This is a genomic window from Kineosporia babensis, from assembly GCF_021129305.1.
Taxonomy (GTDB): domain Bacteria; phylum Actinomycetota; class Actinomycetes; order Actinomycetales; family Kineosporiaceae; genus Kineosporia; species Kineosporia babensis.
Genome location: NZ_JAJOMB010000018.1, coordinates 187,341 through 207,317 on the forward strand (window position 1 = coordinate 187,341; position 19,977 = coordinate 207,317).

Sequence of the window (19,977 nt, forward strand, 5' to 3'; positions counted from 1 at the left end):
CATCCGGATCTCCCACTGTCCCTGGGTACCGGACGGGTGCGACGCCCATGAACCCGGCCCAGGGATCGCTGTGCACGGTCGCGAGCAACGACCACAGAGGGTTTGCCAATATCTTGCGTCACTGTCGTCACTGCCGTGACGGGCACGCGTCACGCGAGCAATCTCGTCGCGGTCGGCAGCCCTCCCCTTCTACAGTGGCCGTGAACGTCTCGCCCTGATCGTGTGGAGAAGATGATGGTCTGGCAGACCGAACGGCCGGTGACCGAGTTGGTGGGTGCGGCCGGGGAGCTCTGGGCCGCCGAGCCCGCCGTGAATACGATGCTGCTGAGCCTCACTGGCGGCAGCGCACCTCACACCGGCGGTTGGTGGCGGGCCCCGGACGGATCGGTCGCCGGGAGCTATCTACATTCGACGATCGGCATGCTGCTGCTGGGGTCCATGCCGCCGAGGTCCGCGAGCGTGCTGGCCGAGAGGCTGGCTGGCGACCGGAAACCGCTCTCCGCCCGGGGCGTTCAGGGGCCTCGGGCGCTGGTTGAGGAGTTCGTGGCGGTCTGGGAAGCCCGCACCGGCGCCCGCGCCGCCGCTACCATGGACCAAGCCCTGCACCGCCTCGGCACCCTCATCGGTCCCGAGCCGGGCCCGGAGGGGTGGGCCCGCACCGCCGGTCCCGGTGACCGGGACCGGCTGCTCGGCTGGTTCACCGCCTTCGGCGAGGAGACCGGCGCGATCGTCGATCTGCCTGCCGCCGTCGACGCCCGCCTTGCCACCGGCTTGCTGACGATCTGGGAGCACCAGGGTCGGCCGGTCTCCCTGGCCGGCAGTACGGTGCCGGCTCGCGGGAGCTCACGGATCACCTCGGTCTACACACCACCGCCCCTGCGCGGCAACAGTTTCGCTGCCGGGGCGGTGAGCGCGAGCGTGCGTCAGGCGCAGGCACAGGGGGCCGACAGCGTCGTGCTGTTCACCGACATGGCTAACCCGACCAGCAACGCCCTGTACCGCCGCCTCGGGTTCGAGCGCATCACCGACTTCCGACAGGTGCTGTACGCGACCACCTGATCCCGCCGAACCCGGCGGCATGTTCTGCCCGGTGAGATCGCCGCTGCTCCGTACCTGAGCGAGAACACCCTGAAGGCCCACGTCTCCCGGATCCTGATCAAGCTCGAGGGCCGGGACCGCGTGCAGGTCGCCCTGCCCGGGTCCCGGCCGCACGCGAGGCGATCAGCCGGATCGGCCCAGGATCACCAGCTGAGCATCAGGTCGCTCAAACCGAAAGATCCTGACTTTGATGGGAATCCGATCCGTACCGACCGCGCGTTCTTGAGATCGACTCCGGTGAAGGATCTCAGCGGGACCCGGACCTGGTTGAGCAGGAAGTGCGGGGATAGGTCCTCCTGCCCGGGCGGGACCTTCTTTACCATGCGCGGGAAGTCGAGAGCGGCGGTGTCGGGGGTGACGGTCTTGCTGCGGCCCTGGGTGTCGGTCAGGGTGATGGTGAGCTTGCCGTTCTTGTTCGGCGGGTTGCGCTGGTCGGAGAAGTCCAGAGCGGCCCGGAGTTGGACGGCGGAGTACTTGCTGAAGTCGCGGTGGCGGCGGGGGACGGCGTTGGTGAGGGAGGCGTTGGCCTGTTTCCAGGCGGTCTTGGCCAGTGGAAGGTCTCCGTCGATGTGGTGGGGAGCGGAACTGGTGGGCACCTTGCGGGTGTTGCTGAGGCACGGTGTGCTGTCCTTGGTCAGCGGCGCCTTCTTTGAGCAGATCCGCAGCTGCGAAAGCTTTTTCCGGGTTACCGCGCCGCCGAGATCGTTGGTGCGCAGTTGCTTGGCGGAGTCGAGTCGATTGATGACGAGTCGGTCCTGGGCGCCGGGGATCCGGGTCACCTGGACGACGTCCCCGGCCGGTTTCGTCTCGCCGTTCCACACCGGGGCCAGACGCTGTTCGCCGGCCAGGTGCAGGCGGAAGAACGAGTTGACGTAGGCGGTGGCGTAGCGCCGTTGCTGGGTCTCGGTCAGGCGCCCCTGGGCTCCGGCCTTGCAGATGCTGTTCTGAGGGCCGTGCCGGGCGTCGTCGTAGCCGCCGATCCAGTCGGCGCTGGGGGACCAGGCGGTGTTGAAGAAGTTGTGGTTGGCGCCGGTGATGGCGACAGTGTACTTCGGGCTCGGGTCTTCGGGCTTGGCGTAGCGGCTGCGATCCACCAGCGAGATAGCGGTGTGCTGGTAGGTGTCGCCGTCACAGGTTGCCTCGACCACGCCCAGAGCGGCGTCGGTGATCACCTGCTTGCCGTGCGGGGCGGCGGCCAGCGGGAGTACGGCCTTCACCGTGAAGCCGGTCTTCTGCTTCTTGTAGGTCATGAACCGCGCGACGCCACCGCCACCGCGTGAGTGCCCCATCAGGCCGACCCGCTGCGGGTCGATGGCGCCGACCAGTGACTGCCCGAAAGGCGCAGCACCGGTGGTGTTCCACCTGGCGAACTCCTCGAGGTGCCGCTCGATCAGGCGGGCCCGGTTGAGCATGCCCATGTCCTCGAAGTCGGCGTCGGCCCGGTAGACGCCGTTGGCGCTGATCGAGGCCACCACGAAGCCGTGGCTGGCCAGGTTCTCGGCGAGATAGTCGTAACCACGATGGCTGGGTACCGGTTTCAGGCCGTCCTGGCACGGCCAGTCCATGGAGGCGTTCTCCTTGCCGGGCCCCTCCCAGCAGGTGATCTGGATTCCGTGCAGGAGCAGCACGAACGGGAGCTTGCGGCCGGCCGCCTGAGCCGGCCGATGGACCACTCCGCGCAGCTCCACCGGGGCCTTCACTCCAGGTAGCTTCGCGGCGTCGTCGCCGAAGTCGTACTCCTGCGTGGTGATCTTCTCGGGGCCCTTGGCGACGAGGTCGGCCATCGTGGTTGCGGCGGGCTGGCGCGGGGCCTCGGCTGCCTGGGTGACACTGCTGCTGAGGGCCAGTGCGGTGAGGGTTGTCCCGACCGCGAGGACCGAGGCCAGGGCAGTGTGTTTCTTGCGGATCTTCATCGGACGGGGTTCCGTTCGCTGAGCTCGGCAATGCGGTACTCGGTCGAGTCGTCCGAGGTGTGTGCGACGACGCGCACGGTGTCGGCTTCACCGGCTTCCGGGCCGGGCCACCAGGCACTCCACCAGCCGTCGGCAACGGTGGCCTGCACGGTGCGGCCGTCGGCGAGCACCAGGTCGACATGTGTCACCTGATCGGTGACCGAGCCCACGACGTGGGAGTACTCGGTGTCTCCGGAACCGGTGGAGCTGCGGGTCTCCACCGCCACGAGCCCGTTCGCTGGAGTCGTGGGGGTACCGGGCAGCACCTGGGAGGCGTAGGTCTTGCTGTCCTCGACGCTCATGCATTCCAGAGCCTGCGAACCTTGCCAGACGATCAGCGAGACCGCAATACCGCGCTTCTCGCCCAGCACGATGTCGCCGGCCGACACCGTGGCCGACGCCGCCCCATGAGCGGAGACACAGTTCTGGGCCGCGGGCAGGAGCTCCTGCGGACTGACCGAGGTGGGTGTGGGCGTCCAGGCGGCGAACGCCTTCTCCGCCGCGCTGGGCACCAGAGTCGGCACCACGACGACACCAGCAGCGGCGACGGCGAGCGCCGCCATCCCGATCGCCAGTGGGCGGCGGGTGACCGGCCGGCTGGTGCGCGCGGTCCCGGTGATGATCCGGTCGAGGGCGAGTTCGGAGCGTCGTCGCTCGGACGGGTCGATCACCCGGTCGCGGACCGGGTCCAGAACGCCGAGTTGTTCCAGGTCGTGCATGTCGGGCTCCATCAGATGTGGTCCTTCAGAGAAGAAGTGACGGCGGAGTCGCCCAGGGCGGTGCGCAGGCGCTGCCGGGCCCGGGTCAGGCGCATGGCGAAGGTGGAGCGGCGGCAGTTCAGAACCTGAGCCGCCTGATCGGCGGTGAGGCCGTCGAACGCGACCAGGGCCAGCACCTCCCGATCGGCGGCACTCAGCGACCGGAAAGCCCGGGCCAGGTCCACCCGATCGGCGGTTGCTCCGGCCTCGTCCGGCCCGGCCTCGCTCCAGTGGTAGGCCAGGCGTACGTCCAGGGCCCGGCGCCGTAGCCAGGACCGGGATTGGTTGGCCATCGTGTTGCGGGCTACCGCGAACAGCCAGGCCCGGGCCGCACCCGGTTCGGTGGGGACGTCGTCCAGGCGCCGCCAGGCGGTCAGGAACACGGTTGAGACCACGTCGGGCGCCTCGCTGGCCGGTACCCGACGCTCGGTGAAGCGAAGCAGATCGTCGAAGGCGTCGGCGTGCAGTGCTCGCAACCGTTGCTCCCTGAGCTCGGGGCTGTCGCGGCCGCGGTTCATCGTCATGCCCCTTGGATGTCCGGCACTCGTAGCTCTGTCACATCTGAATTTCGGACGCGGTGAACAGCCATCTTGAGCGGTCCGCCCCGCCGGGAGCCGTTGACCATGGCATCAGTGGCCAGCGCTGGGCCTGAGGTGGGGCTGTCGTAGGAGGAGCCCAGGTGGCTGATCAGCTCTTGGTCCACCTGTGATCCGGTGCGGTCCAGCGGTGGCCAAGGGCGTGATTCTGTGTCGGAAGGGACGGCCTCTGGCAACCTCTATCGAAATAGTAGAGAATGCTGGTCATGGTCGAGTTCTCGGGCGAAGTGGGTGCGTGATGAATCTGCGGCGACGTCGTTCGCGTCGAGAGGTGCGGGTGCAGGTGTTCGAGCACGTGGGACAGGACGAGGACATCCTGCGGTTCGGATCCGGGAACATCATGCGTGCCGTGACCACGAACGTGTCGAGGCGTGCTGGGCTCGGCACGGAGTTGGCTCAGGAGGCTCTGGACTCGCTCGATGCGCTGGACGATCTGAGGGCCTGGCACGTGGGTCGCGGGCGGTAGGCGTCCTTCGTCAGTCTTCGAACGAAAACGAAAGGACGGGTCCGAAGTAGTTTCGAACCCGTCCCTCGATGCTGCGGTGCTCACCAGTCGTGCAGGGTCCCGTCGTGCAGGCGGTTCATCGGCAGGTAAGCCTGCTGGTAGGGGTGCGCTGCGGCCAGTTCCTCGTCCAGTTCCACGCCCAGGCCGGGAGCCGAGCCCGGGTGCAGGTAGCCGTCGTCGAAAACGTAGCTGTGCCGGAAGACCTCGTTGGTCAGCGCGGTGTGCCCGGAGTACTCCTGGATGCCGAAGTTGTGGATGGCCAGGTCAAGGTGGATCGCGGCGGCCATGCCGACGGGGGAGATGTCCTCAGGGCCGTGGATGGCGCTCTTGATCTGCCGGCCCGCGGCATAGGTGAGGAGCTTGTGCATCGGGGTGACCCCGCCGAAGTGGGTGACCGCGGAGCGGACGTAGTCGATGAGGCGCTCGTCGATCAGCGTCTGGTAGTCGAAGACGGTGTTGAACACCTCGCCGATCGCCAGCGGCACCGTCGTGTGCTGGCGCACCAGCCGAAGCCCCTGCTGGTCCTCGGCCGGCGTGCAGTCCTCCAGCCAGAACAGGTCGTAGGGCTCGATCGTCTTGCCCAGGCGGGCGGCCTGTTGCGGGGTGAGCCGGTGGTGGGCGTCGTGCAGTAGCGGCAGGTCGGGGCCGAACTCGTGTCGTACCGCCTCCAGCACCTTGGGCAGGTGGCGCAGGTAGGCGCCGGTGTCCCAGTCCTCGACCACGGGCCGCACTCGCGCGTCGATGCGCTGACCGTCCACCGTCTCGGCGATCGCCGTACCGGAGTGGACGCCGTAAACGGTCTCCAGGCCAGGAATCCCGGTCTGGACCCGAACGCTCTTGTACCCCTCGGCGAGCCGGGCCCGCACCGAGTCGAGCAGTTCCGGGATGTCGCGGCCGTTCGCGTGCCCGTAGGTGCGCACCCGCTCACGGGACGCGCCGCCGAGCAGCTGGTAGAGCGGCTGCCCGCAGACCTTGGCCTTGATGTCCCAGAGCGCGACGTCCACGGCAGCAATGGCGGCCATGGTGACCGGGCCACGACGCCAGTAGGCGCCCCGGTAGAGGGTCTGCCAGGTGTCCTCGATGCGGTGCGGGTCGAGGCCAATCAGCAACGGCACGACGTGGTCGCGCAGGTAGGACACGACCGCCAGCTCGCGTCCGTTGAGGGTTGCGTCGCCGAGGCCGGTGAACCCCTCGTCCGTGGTGATCTTCAGGGTGACGAAGTTGCGACCCGGACTGGTCACGATGACCTGTGCGTCAACAATTTTCATAGGAGGAGGCCCCTTTCAGCCCTTGGTGGCACCGGCGGTCAGGCCGGCGACGAGATATTTCTGGCCGAAGACGGCAGCGAGCAGGACCGGCACCGTCATCAGCGTGGCCGCGGCCATCAGCCCACCCCAGTCGGTGGAGGCGTAGGAGATGAAGTTGAACAGCGTCACCGGCATGGTTTTGGTGTTCTCGTCCGAGAGAATCAGAGCGAACATGAAGTTGTTCCAGCTGAAGATGAAGGCCAGCAGGCTCGCGGTGGCGGTTCCGGGGGCGGCCAGCGGGAGTGCGATCCGGCGGAACGCACCGAACGCGCTCAGCCCGTCCACCCGTCCGGCCTCCTCCAGTTCGATCGGCAGCCCTTCGAAGAATCCGATCATGATCCAGAGGATCAGCGGGACCGAGACGAACATGTGGCTGAGCACCAGCACCGTGTACGAGCCGACCAGCCCGAGCTGGGCGAACAGGTAGTACCAGGGCACCAGCAGTGAGATGGCCGGAACGATCCGCGCCACGAGTACCAGCGAGCCGGTGGAGTGCATCCGGAAACGGCCGACCGCCCACGCCGCCGGGACCGCGATCAGTGCTGACAGTACGGTCGAGATCAGCCCGACCAGCGCCGAGTTGCCCAGCGAGCGGGCAATTTCCCCGTCAGCCAGCACGTTGCGGAAGTTCTCCAGCGTGGGGGAGAAGATCAGGCCCACGCTCGGGTCGGTGACCTGCACGTTGGTCTTGAACGCAGCGGCGATCATCCAGACCACCGGCATCGCGATGATCAGGCAGACCACGGTGATGGCCAGCGCTCGCAGCGCGGTCCAGAGCGAGCGGTTCATACGGATGCCTCCCGGGAACGGCGTCGCAGCAGTACGACGACCCCGACGATGAAGAGGGTGAAGAGCACCAGCACGGCGGCGGCCAGGCCGTACTCCTGGTAGTCGAAGGTGAGCCCGTAGGCGTACACGTTCAGGGTCTCGACCTCGAAGTCGGAGCCGCCGCCGGCACCCTTGGTCGCGTACAGGATGTCGAATGTCTTCAGTGCGTCGACCGCGCGCAGGACCAGTGCGGTCATGAGCGTGGTCCACAGGCCGGGCAGGATCACGTAGCGGAACCGCTGCCAGGCGTTCGCGCCGTCCACCTGTGCTGCCTCTTCCGGGTCTTCCGGCAGGGTGCTCAGTCCGGCGAGCAGCAGCAGGGCCATCATCGGGGTCCACTGCCAGACGTCGATCAGCATCAGGACCGGTAGCGACTGGCTGACCGAGCCCAGGAACTCCTGCGGCGGGATGCCGACGGAGCCGAGCAGATGGTTGGCGATGCCGTTGGTGGGGTCGAGGATCAGCAGCCACAGGATGCCGATCGCCACCGGAGTGGCCAGCAGCGGCACCATCAGGATGGTCCGGACCACCCGCATTCCCCGGAACGGCTTACGCATCAGCATGGCGATGGCCAGACCGAGGATGGTTTCGATGACCACCGCACCGACCGTGAAGTAGACGGTTCGCCACACTGCCGGCCAGAAGCGTCTTCCATCTCCGAGGGCGTCGAGATAGTTCTGCCCGGCGTTGTAGCCCTTGCCCGCGTTCACCGCGCCGAACGCGTCGGTGAGCGAGAGGTTGAGGGTGAACAGCAACGGGAAGACGATCATCAGCCCGACGAAACCGAGGGCCGGGGCGAGCATCAGCCAGCGCAGTCGCCGGTTGGACCTGTCGAAGCCGGACATCAGAACTCCTGCTGACGGTTGTCGCGGACCAGGAAGTCGGCGAACTCGGCGTGCGCCTCGGCAGCGACCGGCGCCACGTCCTGGCCGATGATCCCGGCCACCAGGGGCCGCCCGACGATGTCGCGGGCCCGGCCCACCTGGATCACTTCCGGTCGGTCGTGCCCGATCCCGTTCTCCGCGTTGATCCGCATCGCCTCGGCCAGGTCGGCCGGGAAGGCGGTGAGCGTGGACGGGTCCTCCCAGGCCGAGGAGCGGGCGCCGGGGATGCCCGCTGCCTGCAGTTCGGTGACCATCTGCGGGCCGGAAACCCACTGGATGAACTGCCAGGCCTCGTCTTTCAGCATCGAGAACTGGTTGATCCCGACGCTCCACGAGGGGATGTTGTGCGGCTTGGAGCCGGCCGGACCAGCCGGGAACGGTGCGAAACCGACCTGCTCCTGCACCGTGGAGATGGCGGGGTCGAGGAAGTTGGAGTAGATCGCGTCCGCGTCGATGTAGAAGGCGGCCTTGCCCTGAGCGAAGATCGGCATGGCCTGCTCCAGGCTCATGTTCGTCGCGCCGGGCGGGCCGGCCCGGTCGAGCAGTTCGCCGTAGAACCGGTAGGCGGCCACCGCCTCGGGCGAGCCGATCCCCGAGCCGCCGTCAGCGGTGGTGAAATCCCCGCCGAACGAGTACAGGAAACTCGACCACTGGGTGACCGCACCGCTGCGCTGACCTCGACCGACGTAGCCGAACCGGTCGGCGGTGGTGAGCCGGAAGGCCTCCTCACGCAGCGCGTCCAGGGTGGCCGGGGGACCGTCGACCAAGTCCTTGCGGTAGTAGAGGGCAGGGCGCTCCGTGACAACAGGGACGCTCAGAACCTTGTCCCGCGTGATCGAGCGCTGCCGCGGCGCGTCCTGGAAATCTGCCCAGTCGAACTCCTGATCAGCGACCAGGTCGCTCAGATCGGTGAGCCAGCCGTTGCGGGCGAAGAGCAGTTGCTCCTGAAGGGCCCGGACCATCATCACGTCGATGTCGTTGGCCGACGCGTTCAGTTTCACGTTGTAGCTGCTGGAGAGCTGGTCCGCGGTGAGCAGCTGCATGCTGACCCGTCGGCCGATCGAGTCCTCGAACTCCGGCAGCCGCTTCTGCACCGCTTGAGACCAGACATGGTTGATCGCGGAAATCCTCAGGGGCGTGTTCCGCCCCGGTGTGCTGCTGCCTCCGCAGGCAGCCAGGGCCGCCGCGCCCGCCCCGGCGGCCAGTAACCGCCCGAACGCGCGCCTGTTCAGGTGTGTGCCAGACATCGTCGTCCTCGCCATCGAACCAAGAAGCCATTCCTGGTCCAACTGGTACTACCAGTTGGACCAGTTGGAAGGTAGCAATCGTCCGGCGACCACACAAGACGTTCGCTCAGACCTGCTTGAGCAACTGGTCGAGGTGACGGGTGGCCATCACGTCCAGGCTCACGTCCAGGTCCGCGCCGTAGGTGCGCAGACCCAGCGCCAGATGCTCATGCATGTGGGAGCGGGCCTTGGGGGCGTCATGATGGATGATCGCGTCGAGGATCTCGGCGTGGTGCGGCACCCCCGGCTCGGCGATGGCCGGATCCGAGTTCGACCTCAGCATCATCTCGAACATCGGACCACCGATCGACGACAGCATCACCCGGAGCACCGGGTTGCCGCTGGCTGCCGCCAGGGCCTCGTGAAAGGTCAGGTCGGCGCGGGCTTTCGCGGCTGCGTCCGGGGCGTCGAGCACTCGCTGATGGGCCTGGGTGATCACCGCGATCTCCGCTGCCCCCGCGCGCTGGGCCGCCAGGCCGGCGATCTCCACCTCGATCGGGATCCGCGCCTCGATCAGCTGCCGCACGGTGGGCCGCTCGGTGCCGAAGGGGGACCGGGTGCCCCGCGCCGTCACGAACGACCCGCGGCCCGGCTGCACGTCGATCAGATCCTGCGCCTCGAGCCGGCGCAGCACCTCGCGGACCACGTTACGGCTGGCTCCGAAGCGCTGGGCCAGTTCCCGTTCGCTGGGCAGCTTCGTGTCGGCGGCCAGGGTGCCCTCGCGGATGTCGTTCTCCAACTGCCGGGCGATCCGTTCGGTCAGGAGACCACGCACGGCCGGGCGGAAGGAATCGTCGGAGGACATGCCCTGAAGGATACGGAACAGACCGGATACTCCTCGAAGGTGACCGACATTCTCGCAGCCCGACAGCCCCTGAGCCGTATCTCGCCTGAGAGAGTGTTGGGTAACTGTTGGTAGCGATATGTGATATTTGTGGTTTTCGCATGTCCTGCCGGTGATTGCGGTAGATGTTCGTATGGATCTGCGGGATGTCCGCGTGTTCGTGTAAGCCCGCGTATGACGCGTCCTTGACGGATGGGCAGTGGGCGGTGATCGAGCCGTTGCTGCCGGTTCGGGATCCGCGGCGGGGTGGGCGGCCACTGGGGTACGCGCGTCGCTTGGTGGTGGACTCGATCTTGTATGTGCTGGGGTCGGGATGCTCGTGGCGGCGTATGCCGCACGATCTGGCGCCCTGGAACGTGGCCTACCGGTGGTTCAGTACCTGGACTGAGCAAGGGGTTTGGGGATCGAATCCATGACACGTTGCGGGATCGGGTTCGGGAGCGGGTTGGACGCGATCGCCAGCCCTCTGCGGCGGTCCTGGATTCGCAGTCGGTGAAGTCGGCCGAGGCTGGGGAGGCGATCGGCTATGACGCGGGCAAACGGGTCCGTGGACGTAAACGACATGTGCTGATTGACACCTGTGGGCTGTTGTTGAAGGCGGTGGTGCACACGGCGTCGCTGCAGGACCGGCACGGCGCCAAGCGGGTTCTGGCCAATATCCATGCCGTGTTTCCGTTGCTCGGGTTGGTCTGGGCCGACGGTGTATGCGTCAACAGCGTCGATTCCAGCCTGATCGGCTGGGCACAGCGGAGTGAGCGGATCGAGATCGTCGCTGTCCCCTCGTAATGCAGACGTGAAAGGGTTTCAGGTGCTGTCCCGACGGTGGGTGGCGGAACGAACCCTCGGCTGGCCGGGACGGTGCAGACGCTTGGCGCGCGACTATGAATGTGAGGCCGCTCACGCCGAATCCATGATCAAGGTGGCCATGATTCGTTTGATGGCAGCCCGTCTGGCCGGCGAGGACATCGATCCCCACGGTCCGATCGAGACCGAAGCAGCCCGACGCCTCGCCGACGACCTCGACAACGAGTAGCTGATCAATTACCCAAAACGCTCTCAGAGGTGGGATGCCTCCAACTCTCCGTCGCGGGCCAGGCCGGGAAACGCCAGATGGTTGAGGTCGAGGTATTCCTCCACCAGCGCGTCGAGGCTGCCCGTCGGATGCAACGCGGCTCGAAGGTAGCCGAACCAGAAGGCGTCTCCGCGTAGTTGGTCGAGGAGCAGGGGCCGGGACGAGGGGCCGATCCCGGCCAGGATCGGCCGAACGCGCCGGGCGATGGGCTGGAACACCGATGACCCGAGCAGGCGGTCGGGGAGGCGGTCCAGGGCGCGGACCCTGGCCCTCCGGCGGACCCTGGCCCGCCGGAGGGCGCTCAGCAGATCCGTCGTTGTCCGGTGAGATAGCTCGACGTCTTGGTTGACTGAGTCGATGATCTGCTGATCCGTGGGTGACGAGCCGTCTCGGAGAATCTGTCTCCGTCGGCGGAGGCCCAACCGGTACCCCCGACGAATCATGACGCGAATCTGCTGCCCCCGCTCACGAGCTCCGGCACTGAGCGCCGAATCACCCGAGTCCGTTGACCCACCCCGAAGACCGCTCAGGTAGGGCGCGTAGCCGGTGGCCCGGCGAACCTCCTCAAGGAAGTCGGTTGTGTTCCGGTGCGCCCGGGAGAGGACGGTCGCGGTCCCGCCGGGGCCGTGGAAGGTGACTTGGGTGAGCGCGTCCGCGAGCAGGTAGAGGATGCTGATCTCCTGGTTTCTCTCCACGCTCGCCGAATATCCAAGGTATCCGTAGGAACTGGCGATGGTTTGCCGCTGGGTGTTGTCCGGGGTGAAGAGATTGTGCAGCGGGATGCTCGCCGGGATCCGGGCCGCGTCGATGGTCAGTGTCGCACCGTACTCCTCGGCGAACGACTGGCCGTGGTTGCTGACCAGCGGCTGCTGGCGCCCCACTACGGTGGCCGCGATCCGGCGTTGCTGGTAGCCGCTGCCCCAGAACTGGTTAAGTACGAGTTGCTGATCCAGGGTGAGCGGCTGAGCAGAACTAACGCCCCTTCGGCCCGCTGGAGGGGCCGCGGTCAACCCGTACCGCTCCGCCCAGCCCGGTCCCCGGCTGGCGGCCTGGAAACGAGGATATCGGCCGATATGGAGCTGGGTGTTCAGTAAGTCCATGAACTGTGCGAAGTTGACCTCCCGGGATAGGTACCGTGGAATGAATCCGCCGCCCACCTGCACGTATTCGTTCACTTCGCGGGGGTGAGCCACCCTGGTCGGGTCGACCCACGACCAGACCCGGCGGGGCAGACCGGTCGCCGGCCCCATCCGGAACCCGGTGACCTGGCCCAGATGCGGCCAGGGGCTGCGCCGAATGACGGAGCCCGCTCGCCCCGGCGGCTTCTCCCGTGTGGGAATCCCCCGGAGCGCGAGCTGAGCGCGCACATCCGCTTCGCGCTCGGCGGGGTCGTGGGCGTGACCGACGATCGTTCGCCCGGTCGAGGGCGAGCCCGGTTGAAGGATATGGGCCAGTTCGTGAGCCAGCAGCTCGCGCCCGCCGGTGGTGTGTGGTTGGTAGGTGCCGCTGGCGAAGTACAGATCGTGTCCGTAGGCGAAGGCCGAGGCCTGCAAGTGCCGGGCCAGGCCGGCCGCTTCCGGATCGGCGTGAACGCGCACTTGCGAGAGGTCGGCGTCGAAACCGGTCTCCAGGGTGCTGGCCAGGACCGGGGGCAGCGGCGCGCCGGTTCCCCGGCGGCGCATGAGTGTGTTCTCGATCGCGGGGGAGACCGGGCGCCCGCCCCAGCCGTCGTCACCGGAAGCCCGGAAGTAGGCGCTGGCCCCGGGGCCGCTCAGGATCGCGGGGATCGGGGTCGAGGGCCCCGCGGTCATCGCCGGCCCGGCGGCCGGCGCGGGGGTGCGGGCGACCGACCGCCGCTGATGCTGCTTCACCGCTCACGCTCCCGTCCCTGGGTTCCGGTGAAGGGATCGACAGGTCGGGCGGTCGGATCAAGCGCTATCAGCAAACCTCGTGAACAGAGTGGTTACATGCCGACAGGACAGGGGCGGAACGGGCTGGGAATCCCGGTGACGAACGCACGCAGAGCGATCAGGTGATCACCACGGACGCGCACCAGGACGACATCCTTCCCGCGCTCGGCCCGGACCTTCCGGATCGGCCGGGCGACCTGATCGGGGACCGATATCTTCTGTCCCAGATCGTCGGAACCGGCGGTACGGGCACGGTCTGGAGCGCCGAGGACACCGTGCTGCGCCGGCCGGTTGCGCTCAAGGCCTACCACGGCGGTTCCCACGCCGAGGCCGAGGCGGCGGCCGTGTCCGCCATTGATCACCCGGGCGGCGTCACGCCCGTCCGCGGTCGCCGCTCAGGGGCAGATCTACACCCATGCCGGCCCGAAGCCGTTCATCACGCCCCACGCTCTGACCAAAGATGAAATCGAGCGGACGACAGAGGAATTCGTCTCGTCCGCCGCTCATGCGATCGAGGCCGGATTCGACGGAGTCGAGTTCCACGGGGCCAACGGCTACCTGATCCAGCAGTTCCTGTCCTCCAACGCCAACCGGCGTAAGGACGAGTGGGGCGGCACCGTCGAGGGCCGGATTCGTTTCGCCGTGGAAGTGACCCGCGCGGTCACCGCCAAGATCGGCGGCGCCAGGGTGGGGTTGCGCTCTCTCCCGGGAGCGTCCTGCACGATATCGCCGAAGAAGACCAGGATCTGCTCTACAAGTCCCTCCTGGCCGGCCTTTCCGGGTTGGACCTGGCCTACCTGCACATCATGGAAGCCTCTGGTCAGCGCGAACTCACGAACGTCCTGCGTTCGCAGTGGCCGGGCCCGCTCATCCTCAATCCGAACACCTACCCTGACCCGACCGGCCCGCAAGCCCTGGCCTTGATCGAGGACGGCACCGCCGACCTGATCTCGTACGGGGCCATGTTCCTGGCCAACCCGGACCTGCCCGCCCGCCTGCAGTCTGGTGGCCCGTTCAACGCCCCTGACCGCCAGACCTTTTTCGGTCGAGGCCACGCGGGCTACACCGATTACCCCGCCCTGAAACCTCAGGCGTCCTGACCAGGGCAATCGTTCGTCGTGAAGCGGAAGTCCGACCAGACCGGATCGTCCGCCAGAGCTTCCACCGTAGGCTCAGATCGCTCCCGCACGGCCACCCCTACACCTGCGCCCCTGACCGGAGTCCCGCTCGCGGCACCGGGTGTGGCTGTGAAGGTGCTGCTGACTCGAACAACGTCAATGTCCAGACCCAGCACCGCCTTACCGCCGCTCAACGGATCCAGCTCCTGCCGCAACCGATCAACAATGGACGCTTCGTCCCCGCCTTCCGGGGGAAGGTTCCGGGCGGCCTGTTCGACCAGCTCGCTGAGATACCGCGGAAGATCCGCCATCGCCGGCTCGGATCTGGCCTCGGCCACCGTCACCGGGTCCAGCACCGTGCACGTGAAGTCCGCCTGCACGATCAGGGCCCGCCGATCGATCGCCCGCGACAGACGGGCCATCACCGTCAACGGAACCCCCTTGGCCATGTTGACCTCCGTCACCGCCTGAACGACGGCATCCGCAGGCAGTCCGTCCACCAGCACATGCCGACCGTCGCCAAGTCGGGCCACCAGGGCCCGACCGCCTAGAGCCTGCGCGTTGACCGGGCCGTTCAGTTCGCCGTGGGCAACGATCGGATACTGCTCCAGCACGCGGCCCCTCCCTCTCTCGTCAGCAGTCACGGTTTCACCGAGACGGAACGGGATTCAGCCAGCATGGGAGGCCTCGGCGCGAGCGAAGTGCAGTGCGAGTGCGACGTTCGAGACCGGACTGCAAGGTGGTGAGGCGGGGCGCGGCCTAACGATCGGCATGAATGTTCCCTCGCGGCAGCGTCGGCATCACCGACGAGTCGACGACCTACAGCCCAGTCATCCCGTGAACCCGCAGCCCGGGATCGACCACGGAGTCGTTGCCCACCCCAGCACGGCAGGCACCCGCGGGATGGTTGATCGAGATTGCCAAGGCCCGTATGGCCTTTTCGAGTAACGAATCATCGGTTGCGCTGGGCAGGGTCGGTTCGCCGGTGACCGCGCGGAAGACCGGGCTCTCACCCAGCGTGAGCGTCGCGCGCAGGCCGTCGAGCAGGGTCCGGCGGTCGTTCTCACTGTCCAGGTAGCGCATGTCCACGATCGGGTCCTGTGCAGCGTCGGCTGACTGGAGCCGCACGGTTCCCCGGCTTTCCGGGGTCAGCAGCGTGACCAGGCAGACCATGCCGACCAGCAGCGAGCTGACCAGGTCCAGGCCGCAGCTGGCGCGGTAACTGCCAGCTCGAGCAGGCCCCGGTCCGGCCCGGCAGCGGGTTCTCGGGATTTGCTCGGGTGGCGTGAACGCGGCCTACCTGGCCGGGCTGGTCGGCTCGGGCGGGCTGGTGGTGACCATAGACATCGACGGGGACGTGACCGCCCGCGCCCGCCGCTGCCTGGCCGCCGCCGGCTACGACCAGGTCCGGGTCGTCACCGGCGATGCCCCGTTCGGCGCGCCCGCGTTCGCCCCGTGCGATGGCATCCTGGTCACCGTCGAGACCACGGACGCCCCCGCCGCCTGGTGGGACCAGCCGAGCGCCGCCAGCGGATCGTGGCCCGATCCGCTGGCGGGGTCAGCGCCGCAGCGTCACCCTCGAACGCCCGGAACCTGATGTCCTGATCGCCGACGGCATTTCCCAGGCCGGGGTTGTCGCGATGCAGGGCGCCGGCGAGCACCGGGAAGGTCCCGCTCATCCTGCACGATGCCACTGGTCGGCGGGTGTCGCTGTGCCTGGACGACGCCTGCGCGCCGTCGCCGAGGCCCTGGGCTGCTCCCTGAGGACGCGGCCTTCGGTCTGGGAGACCGGCGTGGTCCTGCCCCAGGCCCGAAGATTCGAGCTCCTGGACCTGTGGCTGACCGCCCTGCTCGACGTCGCTGTCCTAACCGGCCACCCGGGCGCGCACGAGACCGAATTCATCCCGAAGCCATCGGCCCCGGGCCCGCTGCCGGTACGCACCGGTGGCCCAGCGGTACGCGCGACCCGCAATCGCCTATCGGCCGGTCAGTGACCTCCCGGACGCCACGATCACGCTCGCTTGGCCCCAAGACGCACGATCGGCGCCGTTGGCCGCCTTCATCCGAACGGCGACGTCCGTCGCTTCACTGCCCCATCAGTTCATGCCGTCGACAGAGGTCGCCAGAGCCTCATCGCACGCCCGAGGAACAGCTGAGATCCTGATACCAAACTTCCATCCGCAGCAGCACGACGACTGTTCCCGGGCTGTTGTACGGGAGGCCACTGCTCCGGTGGTCACAGCCATGATGGCCGCAGGCGGAGTCGTGGCCGTTGGCTGGACCATCGCGTGACGAGACCTGGCCAAGGCCCGCACTGCTGATCGATGGTGGGTGCAGACCCTCTTCGAGAGCCCTGCGATTGAGTCCGCGCCACGGTCAACAGGCGTCAAGCGCGATACGCGCCTCCACCGGTACGGGTTCTGCGGGAGCCAGGAGGAGTCCTTCATTAGGAAGTTTCTGGGAAGGACTCGCAGCTGTTTGAATTCGGAAAATCCGATAGGATGACGATATAATCGTTTTCATGGCGGGCGTAGGCGGCAGTTTGATGACGATGGTTCCTGGTCGATCGAGCGTGCGACAGCAACATTTGTTCCCCGAAGTGGGTACAATAGTTGCCATGTCGGAGTCGGCGACTGCGCGGCTCGGGGCCCTGGCTGAGAGGCGCTGGGGGCTGGTTACCACGGCGCAGGCGGAAAGTGTGGGGGTGACGCGAAAGCAGCTCTCGCGCATGGCGTCGGTGGGAGTCCTTGAGCGTGTTGCCCAAGGTGTCTACCGAATGGCTGGGGCGCCTACGGCTCGGCACGAGGCGATCTACGCATCTTGGCTGGCCCTTGGCGGCGCCACCGCGCCAAAAACCGAGGCCAGTGTGGCTGCCGTGGTCGCGGCCGGTACGACGGCAACTGTCGTTCACGCTGTCGGAGACTTCGTCCCGAACGGTTTCGACTTCATCGTTCCCCGGCGCAAAGGCACCCGACTTGCGGGAGTGCGACTCCGCGTCCGTTCTTTGGCCGCCGATGAGGTCATTCCGGTCGATGGTCTACCAACATTGACTGTCGAGCGGACCATCGCTGATCTGCTCGATCTGGACACTGACTTTTCGCTGGTGGCCGATGCAGTACGCGAGGCGGTGCGCTCCGACAAACTTGTTGCACCGGATCGTTTGGTGGAACATCTCTCTGTCGCGGCAGCGCGGCCAAAGGTCCTAGCCCGAGAGCTGGTTCACGACCTGTTCGAGATCGCTGGTGCATGGCCCGAAGGATGGCATCGTGGCTGAAGGTGGCCGTGACTCCGGCGGCTATAGGGACTGGCGGTCTCTGGAGTTGGCGATCAAGGAGGCCGCGAAGAAGGCTGCCCGCGAGGCGGGGCCACGTGTCAGCGCCGCCAGCGTGGACGCACAGATTCGGCAGGCACGTTTCGACCGCTTCCTGTCACGGGTCTTCGCCGAAGGAGAGCAGTCGGAATGGCTGCTCAAGGGCGGCATGAGCATGCTTGCCCGGGTTCCGCGCTCACGGACCACCAAGGATATGGATCTGGCCGCGCAGTATGCGACCGATCTCGCGGCCGCCGAGCGGGCGTTGCTCGCATTGGTCGCTGTCGACCTCGACGATCACCTGACTTTCCGGCTGATACGTTCCGCCCCCACCGGCCTCGGTGACAATCAGCCGGGGGTGGCGACGCGGCGCTATCTCTTCGCTTGCTTCGACACCGACTACGACACCCACATCGACACAGTTACCGTCGACGTGGTGGTCGGCCCGCCGCCGGTCGGTACCCCGGAAATCGTAGAGCCGGCCAACCGTCTGCACCTCCGGCGCCCACTTGTCACGCGCGCCTACCGCCTCTACCCAGTGGCTGACCAGATCGCTGACAAGGTCTGTGCAACAGTCGATACGAAATACCCCGGTGGCAAGCGAAGTAGCAGAGTCAAGGACCTTGTCGATCTCGTCGTGCTCGCTCACACTCAGCGTGTTGAACTGGCCGAGACCTACAAGCTGAACGCCGGGCCGAGATCGACACCCTCAACTTCGGCGCGGGTGTATGTGTTTCCGTGATCGACAGCAGCGTCCTCGATGAACTGGGTCTCGATCCGACGCTCGGCTGAGGTGTCCGGTGTGCTCGCGGCTTTCGCCTTGGCCCGGTCATAGTCCTCGGCACTGATGACGGTCTCTGCATCCACAGCCTCGGCGGCCGCAGGGGTCGGCGCCAACGGCACCAGGACCAGCGAGGCCAAACCGACCCCGATTGCCAGTGCGCCCCGGCCAATGCTTGCGCGCATCGTGTCACCTTCGGTAGTTGCTGTCGCTCAGGCAGTTTCGTTGCTGAAGCCACCAGGGAACTCCTAGTGAATCTTGCGAGCTCACGTTCGCACGCAGGGGGCATACAGGAGATTCTCAGGATTGGCGGTTCGTTCGACCGGACCCATAGTGGTTATGCAAAGTATCCAAGCATGACCGCTTCGACGGACGTCGTGGCTGCCACGTGACCTGTTCGCGCCCTGTCGCGTACTGGAATCGAAAATCGCTGAAAATGGATCCGGGACTCGGCCATCCGTCGCACGGCTGCGTTGTGTCGGGAAGATCCCGGGGTGTTGATGGCGCTCGACGGAAGTGACTCTGGCCCAAATTCCGTGATCGGGCCACTCTCAGTTGCGCAGAAGGATTCGCCGTCGGAGTAGCTCGAAGCTGGCGCGGCCGTACATCTGCCTCTTGATCATCTTCACGCGGTTGATGTTTCCCTCGACCGCCCCAGAGCTGTAGGACAGGCTCAGGCCAGCGGTGACGGCGGCGAGGTCTCTGCGAAGCCCGTTGGCAAAGCTTCGCAGTTCAGGTGCAGCGTCTTGCTCGACATCGTGGAGCCAGCCGGTGAGGTGTTCTCCGCGGCGATGGACCAGCATGACGGCGAAGCGGCGAACAAACTCGCCGGTGCTATCGAGTTCCGGACTCCTCTCGTAAATCCCTTGCAAATAGTCCTTCTCGGCCTGTTTAAGGTTCTCAGGTTTACTCGTGATCCAGGAAGTGACCTGGCGAGGGCTGGCCGGCCGGGGTTTGTCGGGCAGGGTCTGCGCGGTGAGCCGGGCGTCCTGGAGGTATCGGCGTGTGGTCTTGACGCTGCCTCGGTAGCCCTGCGCGGCAATCTCTTGGTGCAGGACGGACGCGGTCCTGGCGCCATCGTTCCAGCGCTTGTTCAGGTACGGCTTGAAATCGTCGAGGATGCTGCGGCGTTCGGACCGGTAGCCGATGAGGTTCTCGATGTCGTTGCGGGCGAAACGGCGTACGGTCCTGCGGTCCAGACCAAGTTCACGGCTGATCGCCGAGATCGTCCAGCCCTTCTGGACGAGGTCCTGAATGACCCTATGGTGTTCCCGCTGGCGCGTTTCCAGGCGGCCGGCGGTTGAGGGTGCAGGGCCGTGGGCTGGGTCGGACTGCAACTCGGCCTGGCGGTGCGATGCGGGCTCAGGCTCGGGTTCAGCAAGAGAGGCTCGATAGCGGATGACGATCCGCTCGACTGCCTGCACCAGATTCCTGTATAGATGCCAGCGATCGGCAACCTGCGTCGCATCAGGCAACGCGGTGGTGACGGCATCTGCGTAGGCGCCGGCTCGATCGCGGCAGATCACGGTGACCTGAGGATGCTGCATCAGCCAGGCAGAAAGCGTCTCTGAGGTGCGATCCGAGAGAACGTCGATCGGCCGGTGCGTGCTCATATCGACGATGATCGTTCCGTACGTGTGCCCACGACGGAAGGCAAAGTCATCAATCCCGATCACCGTGGGATGCGCAGACGCTGGCGTCGGAACTTCCCGCAGCAGTCGTAGCATG

20 protein-coding genes and 2 pseudogenes are annotated in these 19,977 nt (G+C 66.8%); 9 read left to right on the plus strand and 13 right to left on the minus strand.

Annotated elements, in window-relative coordinates; translation table 11 throughout:
- Nucleotides 1-234 precede the first annotated feature (234 nt).
- Nucleotides 235-1,059 carry a GNAT family N-acetyltransferase gene (locus LR394_RS28545; RefSeq protein WP_231447661.1) on the plus strand — a complete coding sequence of 275 codons (825 nt, stop codon included), beginning with the start codon at nt 235-237 and terminating at the stop codon, nt 1,057-1,059.
- 182 nt (nt 1,060-1,241) lie between these two features.
- On the opposite strand, the gene LR394_RS28550 is transcribed toward LR394_RS28545, so the two are convergent.
- Genes LR394_RS28550 through LR394_RS28560 form a run of 3 tightly spaced genes read right to left on the minus strand, consistent with a single transcriptional unit; the run spans nt 1,242 to nt 4,332 of the window.
- Entirely contained in the window at nt 1,242-3,011 is a 1,770-nt protein-coding gene (locus tag LR394_RS28550; RefSeq protein ID WP_231447662.1) for an alpha/beta hydrolase family protein, read from the minus strand.
- The gene (locus LR394_RS28555) at nt 3,008-3,781 is read right to left on the minus strand and encodes a hypothetical protein (protein WP_231447663.1); all 774 of its coding nucleotides are present in this window, start codon (nt 3,779-3,781) and stop codon (nt 3,008-3,010) included. The genes LR394_RS28550 and LR394_RS28555 overlap by 4 nt, the downstream gene beginning before the upstream one ends.
- Nucleotides 3,781-4,332, minus strand: a complete 552-nt coding sequence (locus tag LR394_RS28560; protein WP_231447664.1) for an RNA polymerase sigma factor — start codon at nt 4,330-4,332, stop codon at nt 3,781-3,783. Before LR394_RS28560 ends, LR394_RS28555 begins: the two co-directional genes overlap by 1 nt.
- A gap of 310 nt (nt 4,333-4,642) precedes the next feature.
- Between LR394_RS28560 and LR394_RS28565 the strand changes: the two genes are divergently transcribed.
- Complete coding sequence (locus LR394_RS28565) at nt 4,643-4,870, plus strand: hypothetical protein (protein ID WP_231447665.1); 228 nt, start codon at nt 4,643-4,645, stop codon at nt 4,868-4,870.
- An 80-nt stretch (nt 4,871-4,950) separates the two neighbouring features.
- Here LR394_RS28565 and manD read toward each other — a convergent pair whose 3' ends face one another.
- From manD to LR394_RS28590, 5 genes are all read right to left on the minus strand, one after another.
- Nucleotides 4,951-6,177, minus strand: coding sequence for a D-mannonate dehydratase ManD (gene manD / locus LR394_RS28570; protein WP_231447666.1), 1,227 nt, complete (start codon nt 6,175-6,177; stop codon nt 4,951-4,953).
- Between the two features lie 15 nt (nt 6,178-6,192).
- Nucleotides 6,193-7,005, minus strand: a complete 813-nt coding sequence (locus LR394_RS28575; protein WP_231447667.1) for a carbohydrate ABC transporter permease — start codon at nt 7,003-7,005, stop codon at nt 6,193-6,195.
- Complete coding sequence (locus tag LR394_RS28580) at nt 7,002-7,889, minus strand: carbohydrate ABC transporter permease (RefSeq protein ID WP_231447668.1); 888 nt, start codon at nt 7,887-7,889, stop codon at nt 7,002-7,004. Before LR394_RS28580 ends, LR394_RS28575 begins: the two co-directional genes overlap by 4 nt.
- Nucleotides 7,889-9,175, minus strand: coding sequence for an ABC transporter substrate-binding protein (locus LR394_RS28585; RefSeq protein ID WP_269329923.1), 1,287 nt, complete (start codon nt 9,173-9,175; stop codon nt 7,889-7,891). The genes LR394_RS28580 and LR394_RS28585 overlap by 1 nt, the downstream gene beginning before the upstream one ends.
- A 106-nt stretch (nt 9,176-9,281) precedes the next feature.
- Nucleotides 9,282-10,019: a FadR/GntR family transcriptional regulator gene (locus tag LR394_RS28590; protein ID WP_231447670.1), complete on the minus strand. Its 738-nt coding sequence runs from the start codon at nt 10,017-10,019 to the stop codon at nt 9,282-9,284.
- Between the two features lie 185 nt (nt 10,020-10,204).
- On the opposite strand from LR394_RS28590, the pseudogene LR394_RS43760 reads away from it, so the two are divergent.
- Nucleotides 10,205-11,091 (plus strand): annotated as a pseudogene (locus LR394_RS43760) (IS5 family transposase).
- 23 nt (nt 11,092-11,114) lie between these two features.
- Here LR394_RS43760 and LR394_RS28605 read toward each other — a convergent pair.
- Nucleotides 11,115-13,001 carry an eCIS core domain-containing protein gene (locus LR394_RS28605; RefSeq protein WP_231447672.1) on the minus strand — a complete coding sequence of 629 codons (1,887 nt, stop codon included), beginning with the start codon at nt 12,999-13,001 and terminating at the stop codon, nt 11,115-11,117.
- Nucleotides 13,002-13,162: 161 nt separating this feature from the next.
- Here LR394_RS28605 and LR394_RS28610 point away from each other — a divergent pair, with 161 nt between their 5' ends.
- The gene (locus tag LR394_RS28610) at nt 13,163-13,504 is read left to right on the plus strand and encodes a hypothetical protein (RefSeq protein WP_231447685.1); all 342 of its coding nucleotides are present in this window, start codon (nt 13,163-13,165) and stop codon (nt 13,502-13,504) included.
- A pseudogene (locus LR394_RS43765) lies at nt 13,419-14,140 on the plus strand (oxidoreductase); the annotation flags it as partial. The gene LR394_RS28610 and the pseudogene LR394_RS43765, both read left to right, overlap by 86 nt.
- Here the strand turns inward: LR394_RS43765 and LR394_RS28620 are convergent.
- Nucleotides 14,128-14,772, minus strand: coding sequence for a hypothetical protein (locus tag LR394_RS28620; protein ID WP_231447673.1), 645 nt, complete (start codon nt 14,770-14,772; stop codon nt 14,128-14,130). The pseudogene LR394_RS43765 and the gene LR394_RS28620 overlap by 13 nt on opposite strands.
- Nucleotides 14,773-14,977: 205 nt before the next feature.
- The gene (locus LR394_RS28625) at nt 14,978-15,331 is read right to left on the minus strand and encodes a GMC oxidoreductase (protein ID WP_231447674.1); all 354 of its coding nucleotides are present in this window, start codon (nt 15,329-15,331) and stop codon (nt 14,978-14,980) included.
- A gap of 49 nt (nt 15,332-15,380) precedes the next feature.
- On the opposite strand from LR394_RS28625, the gene LR394_RS28630 reads away from it, so the two are divergent.
- The 4 genes from LR394_RS28630 to LR394_RS28645 all read left to right on the plus strand — a co-directional run bounded on the left by LR394_RS28630 (nt 15,381) and on the right by LR394_RS28645 (nt 18,210).
- Nucleotides 15,381-15,755, plus strand: a complete 375-nt coding sequence (locus tag LR394_RS28630; protein ID WP_269329953.1) for a class I SAM-dependent methyltransferase — start codon at nt 15,381-15,383, stop codon at nt 15,753-15,755.
- Nucleotides 15,756-15,870: 115 nt separating this feature from the next.
- Complete coding sequence (locus LR394_RS28635; RefSeq protein ID WP_231447676.1) at nt 15,871-16,152, plus strand: hypothetical protein; 282 nt, start codon at nt 15,871-15,873, stop codon at nt 16,150-16,152.
- Nucleotides 16,153-16,775: 623 nt separating this feature from the next.
- Entirely contained in the window at nt 16,776-17,432 is a 657-nt protein-coding gene (locus LR394_RS28640; protein ID WP_231447677.1) for a type IV toxin-antitoxin system AbiEi family antitoxin domain-containing protein, read from the plus strand.
- On the plus strand, nt 17,425-18,210 hold the full coding sequence (locus LR394_RS28645) for a nucleotidyl transferase AbiEii/AbiGii toxin family protein (RefSeq protein WP_231447678.1): 786 nt from the start codon (nt 17,425-17,427) through the stop codon (nt 18,208-18,210). The genes LR394_RS28640 and LR394_RS28645 overlap by 8 nt, the downstream gene beginning before the upstream one ends.
- Here LR394_RS28645 and LR394_RS28650 read toward each other — a convergent pair.
- The gene (locus LR394_RS28650) at nt 18,144-18,434 is read right to left on the minus strand and encodes a hypothetical protein (protein ID WP_231447679.1); all 291 of its coding nucleotides are present in this window, start codon (nt 18,432-18,434) and stop codon (nt 18,144-18,146) included. The two genes, LR394_RS28645 and LR394_RS28650, sit on opposite strands and share 67 nt — an antisense overlap.
- A gap of 366 nt (nt 18,435-18,800) precedes the next feature.
- On the minus strand, nt 18,801-19,977 hold a 1,177-nt coding region (locus tag LR394_RS28655), incomplete at its 5' end, for an ISL3 family transposase (RefSeq protein ID WP_231447680.1).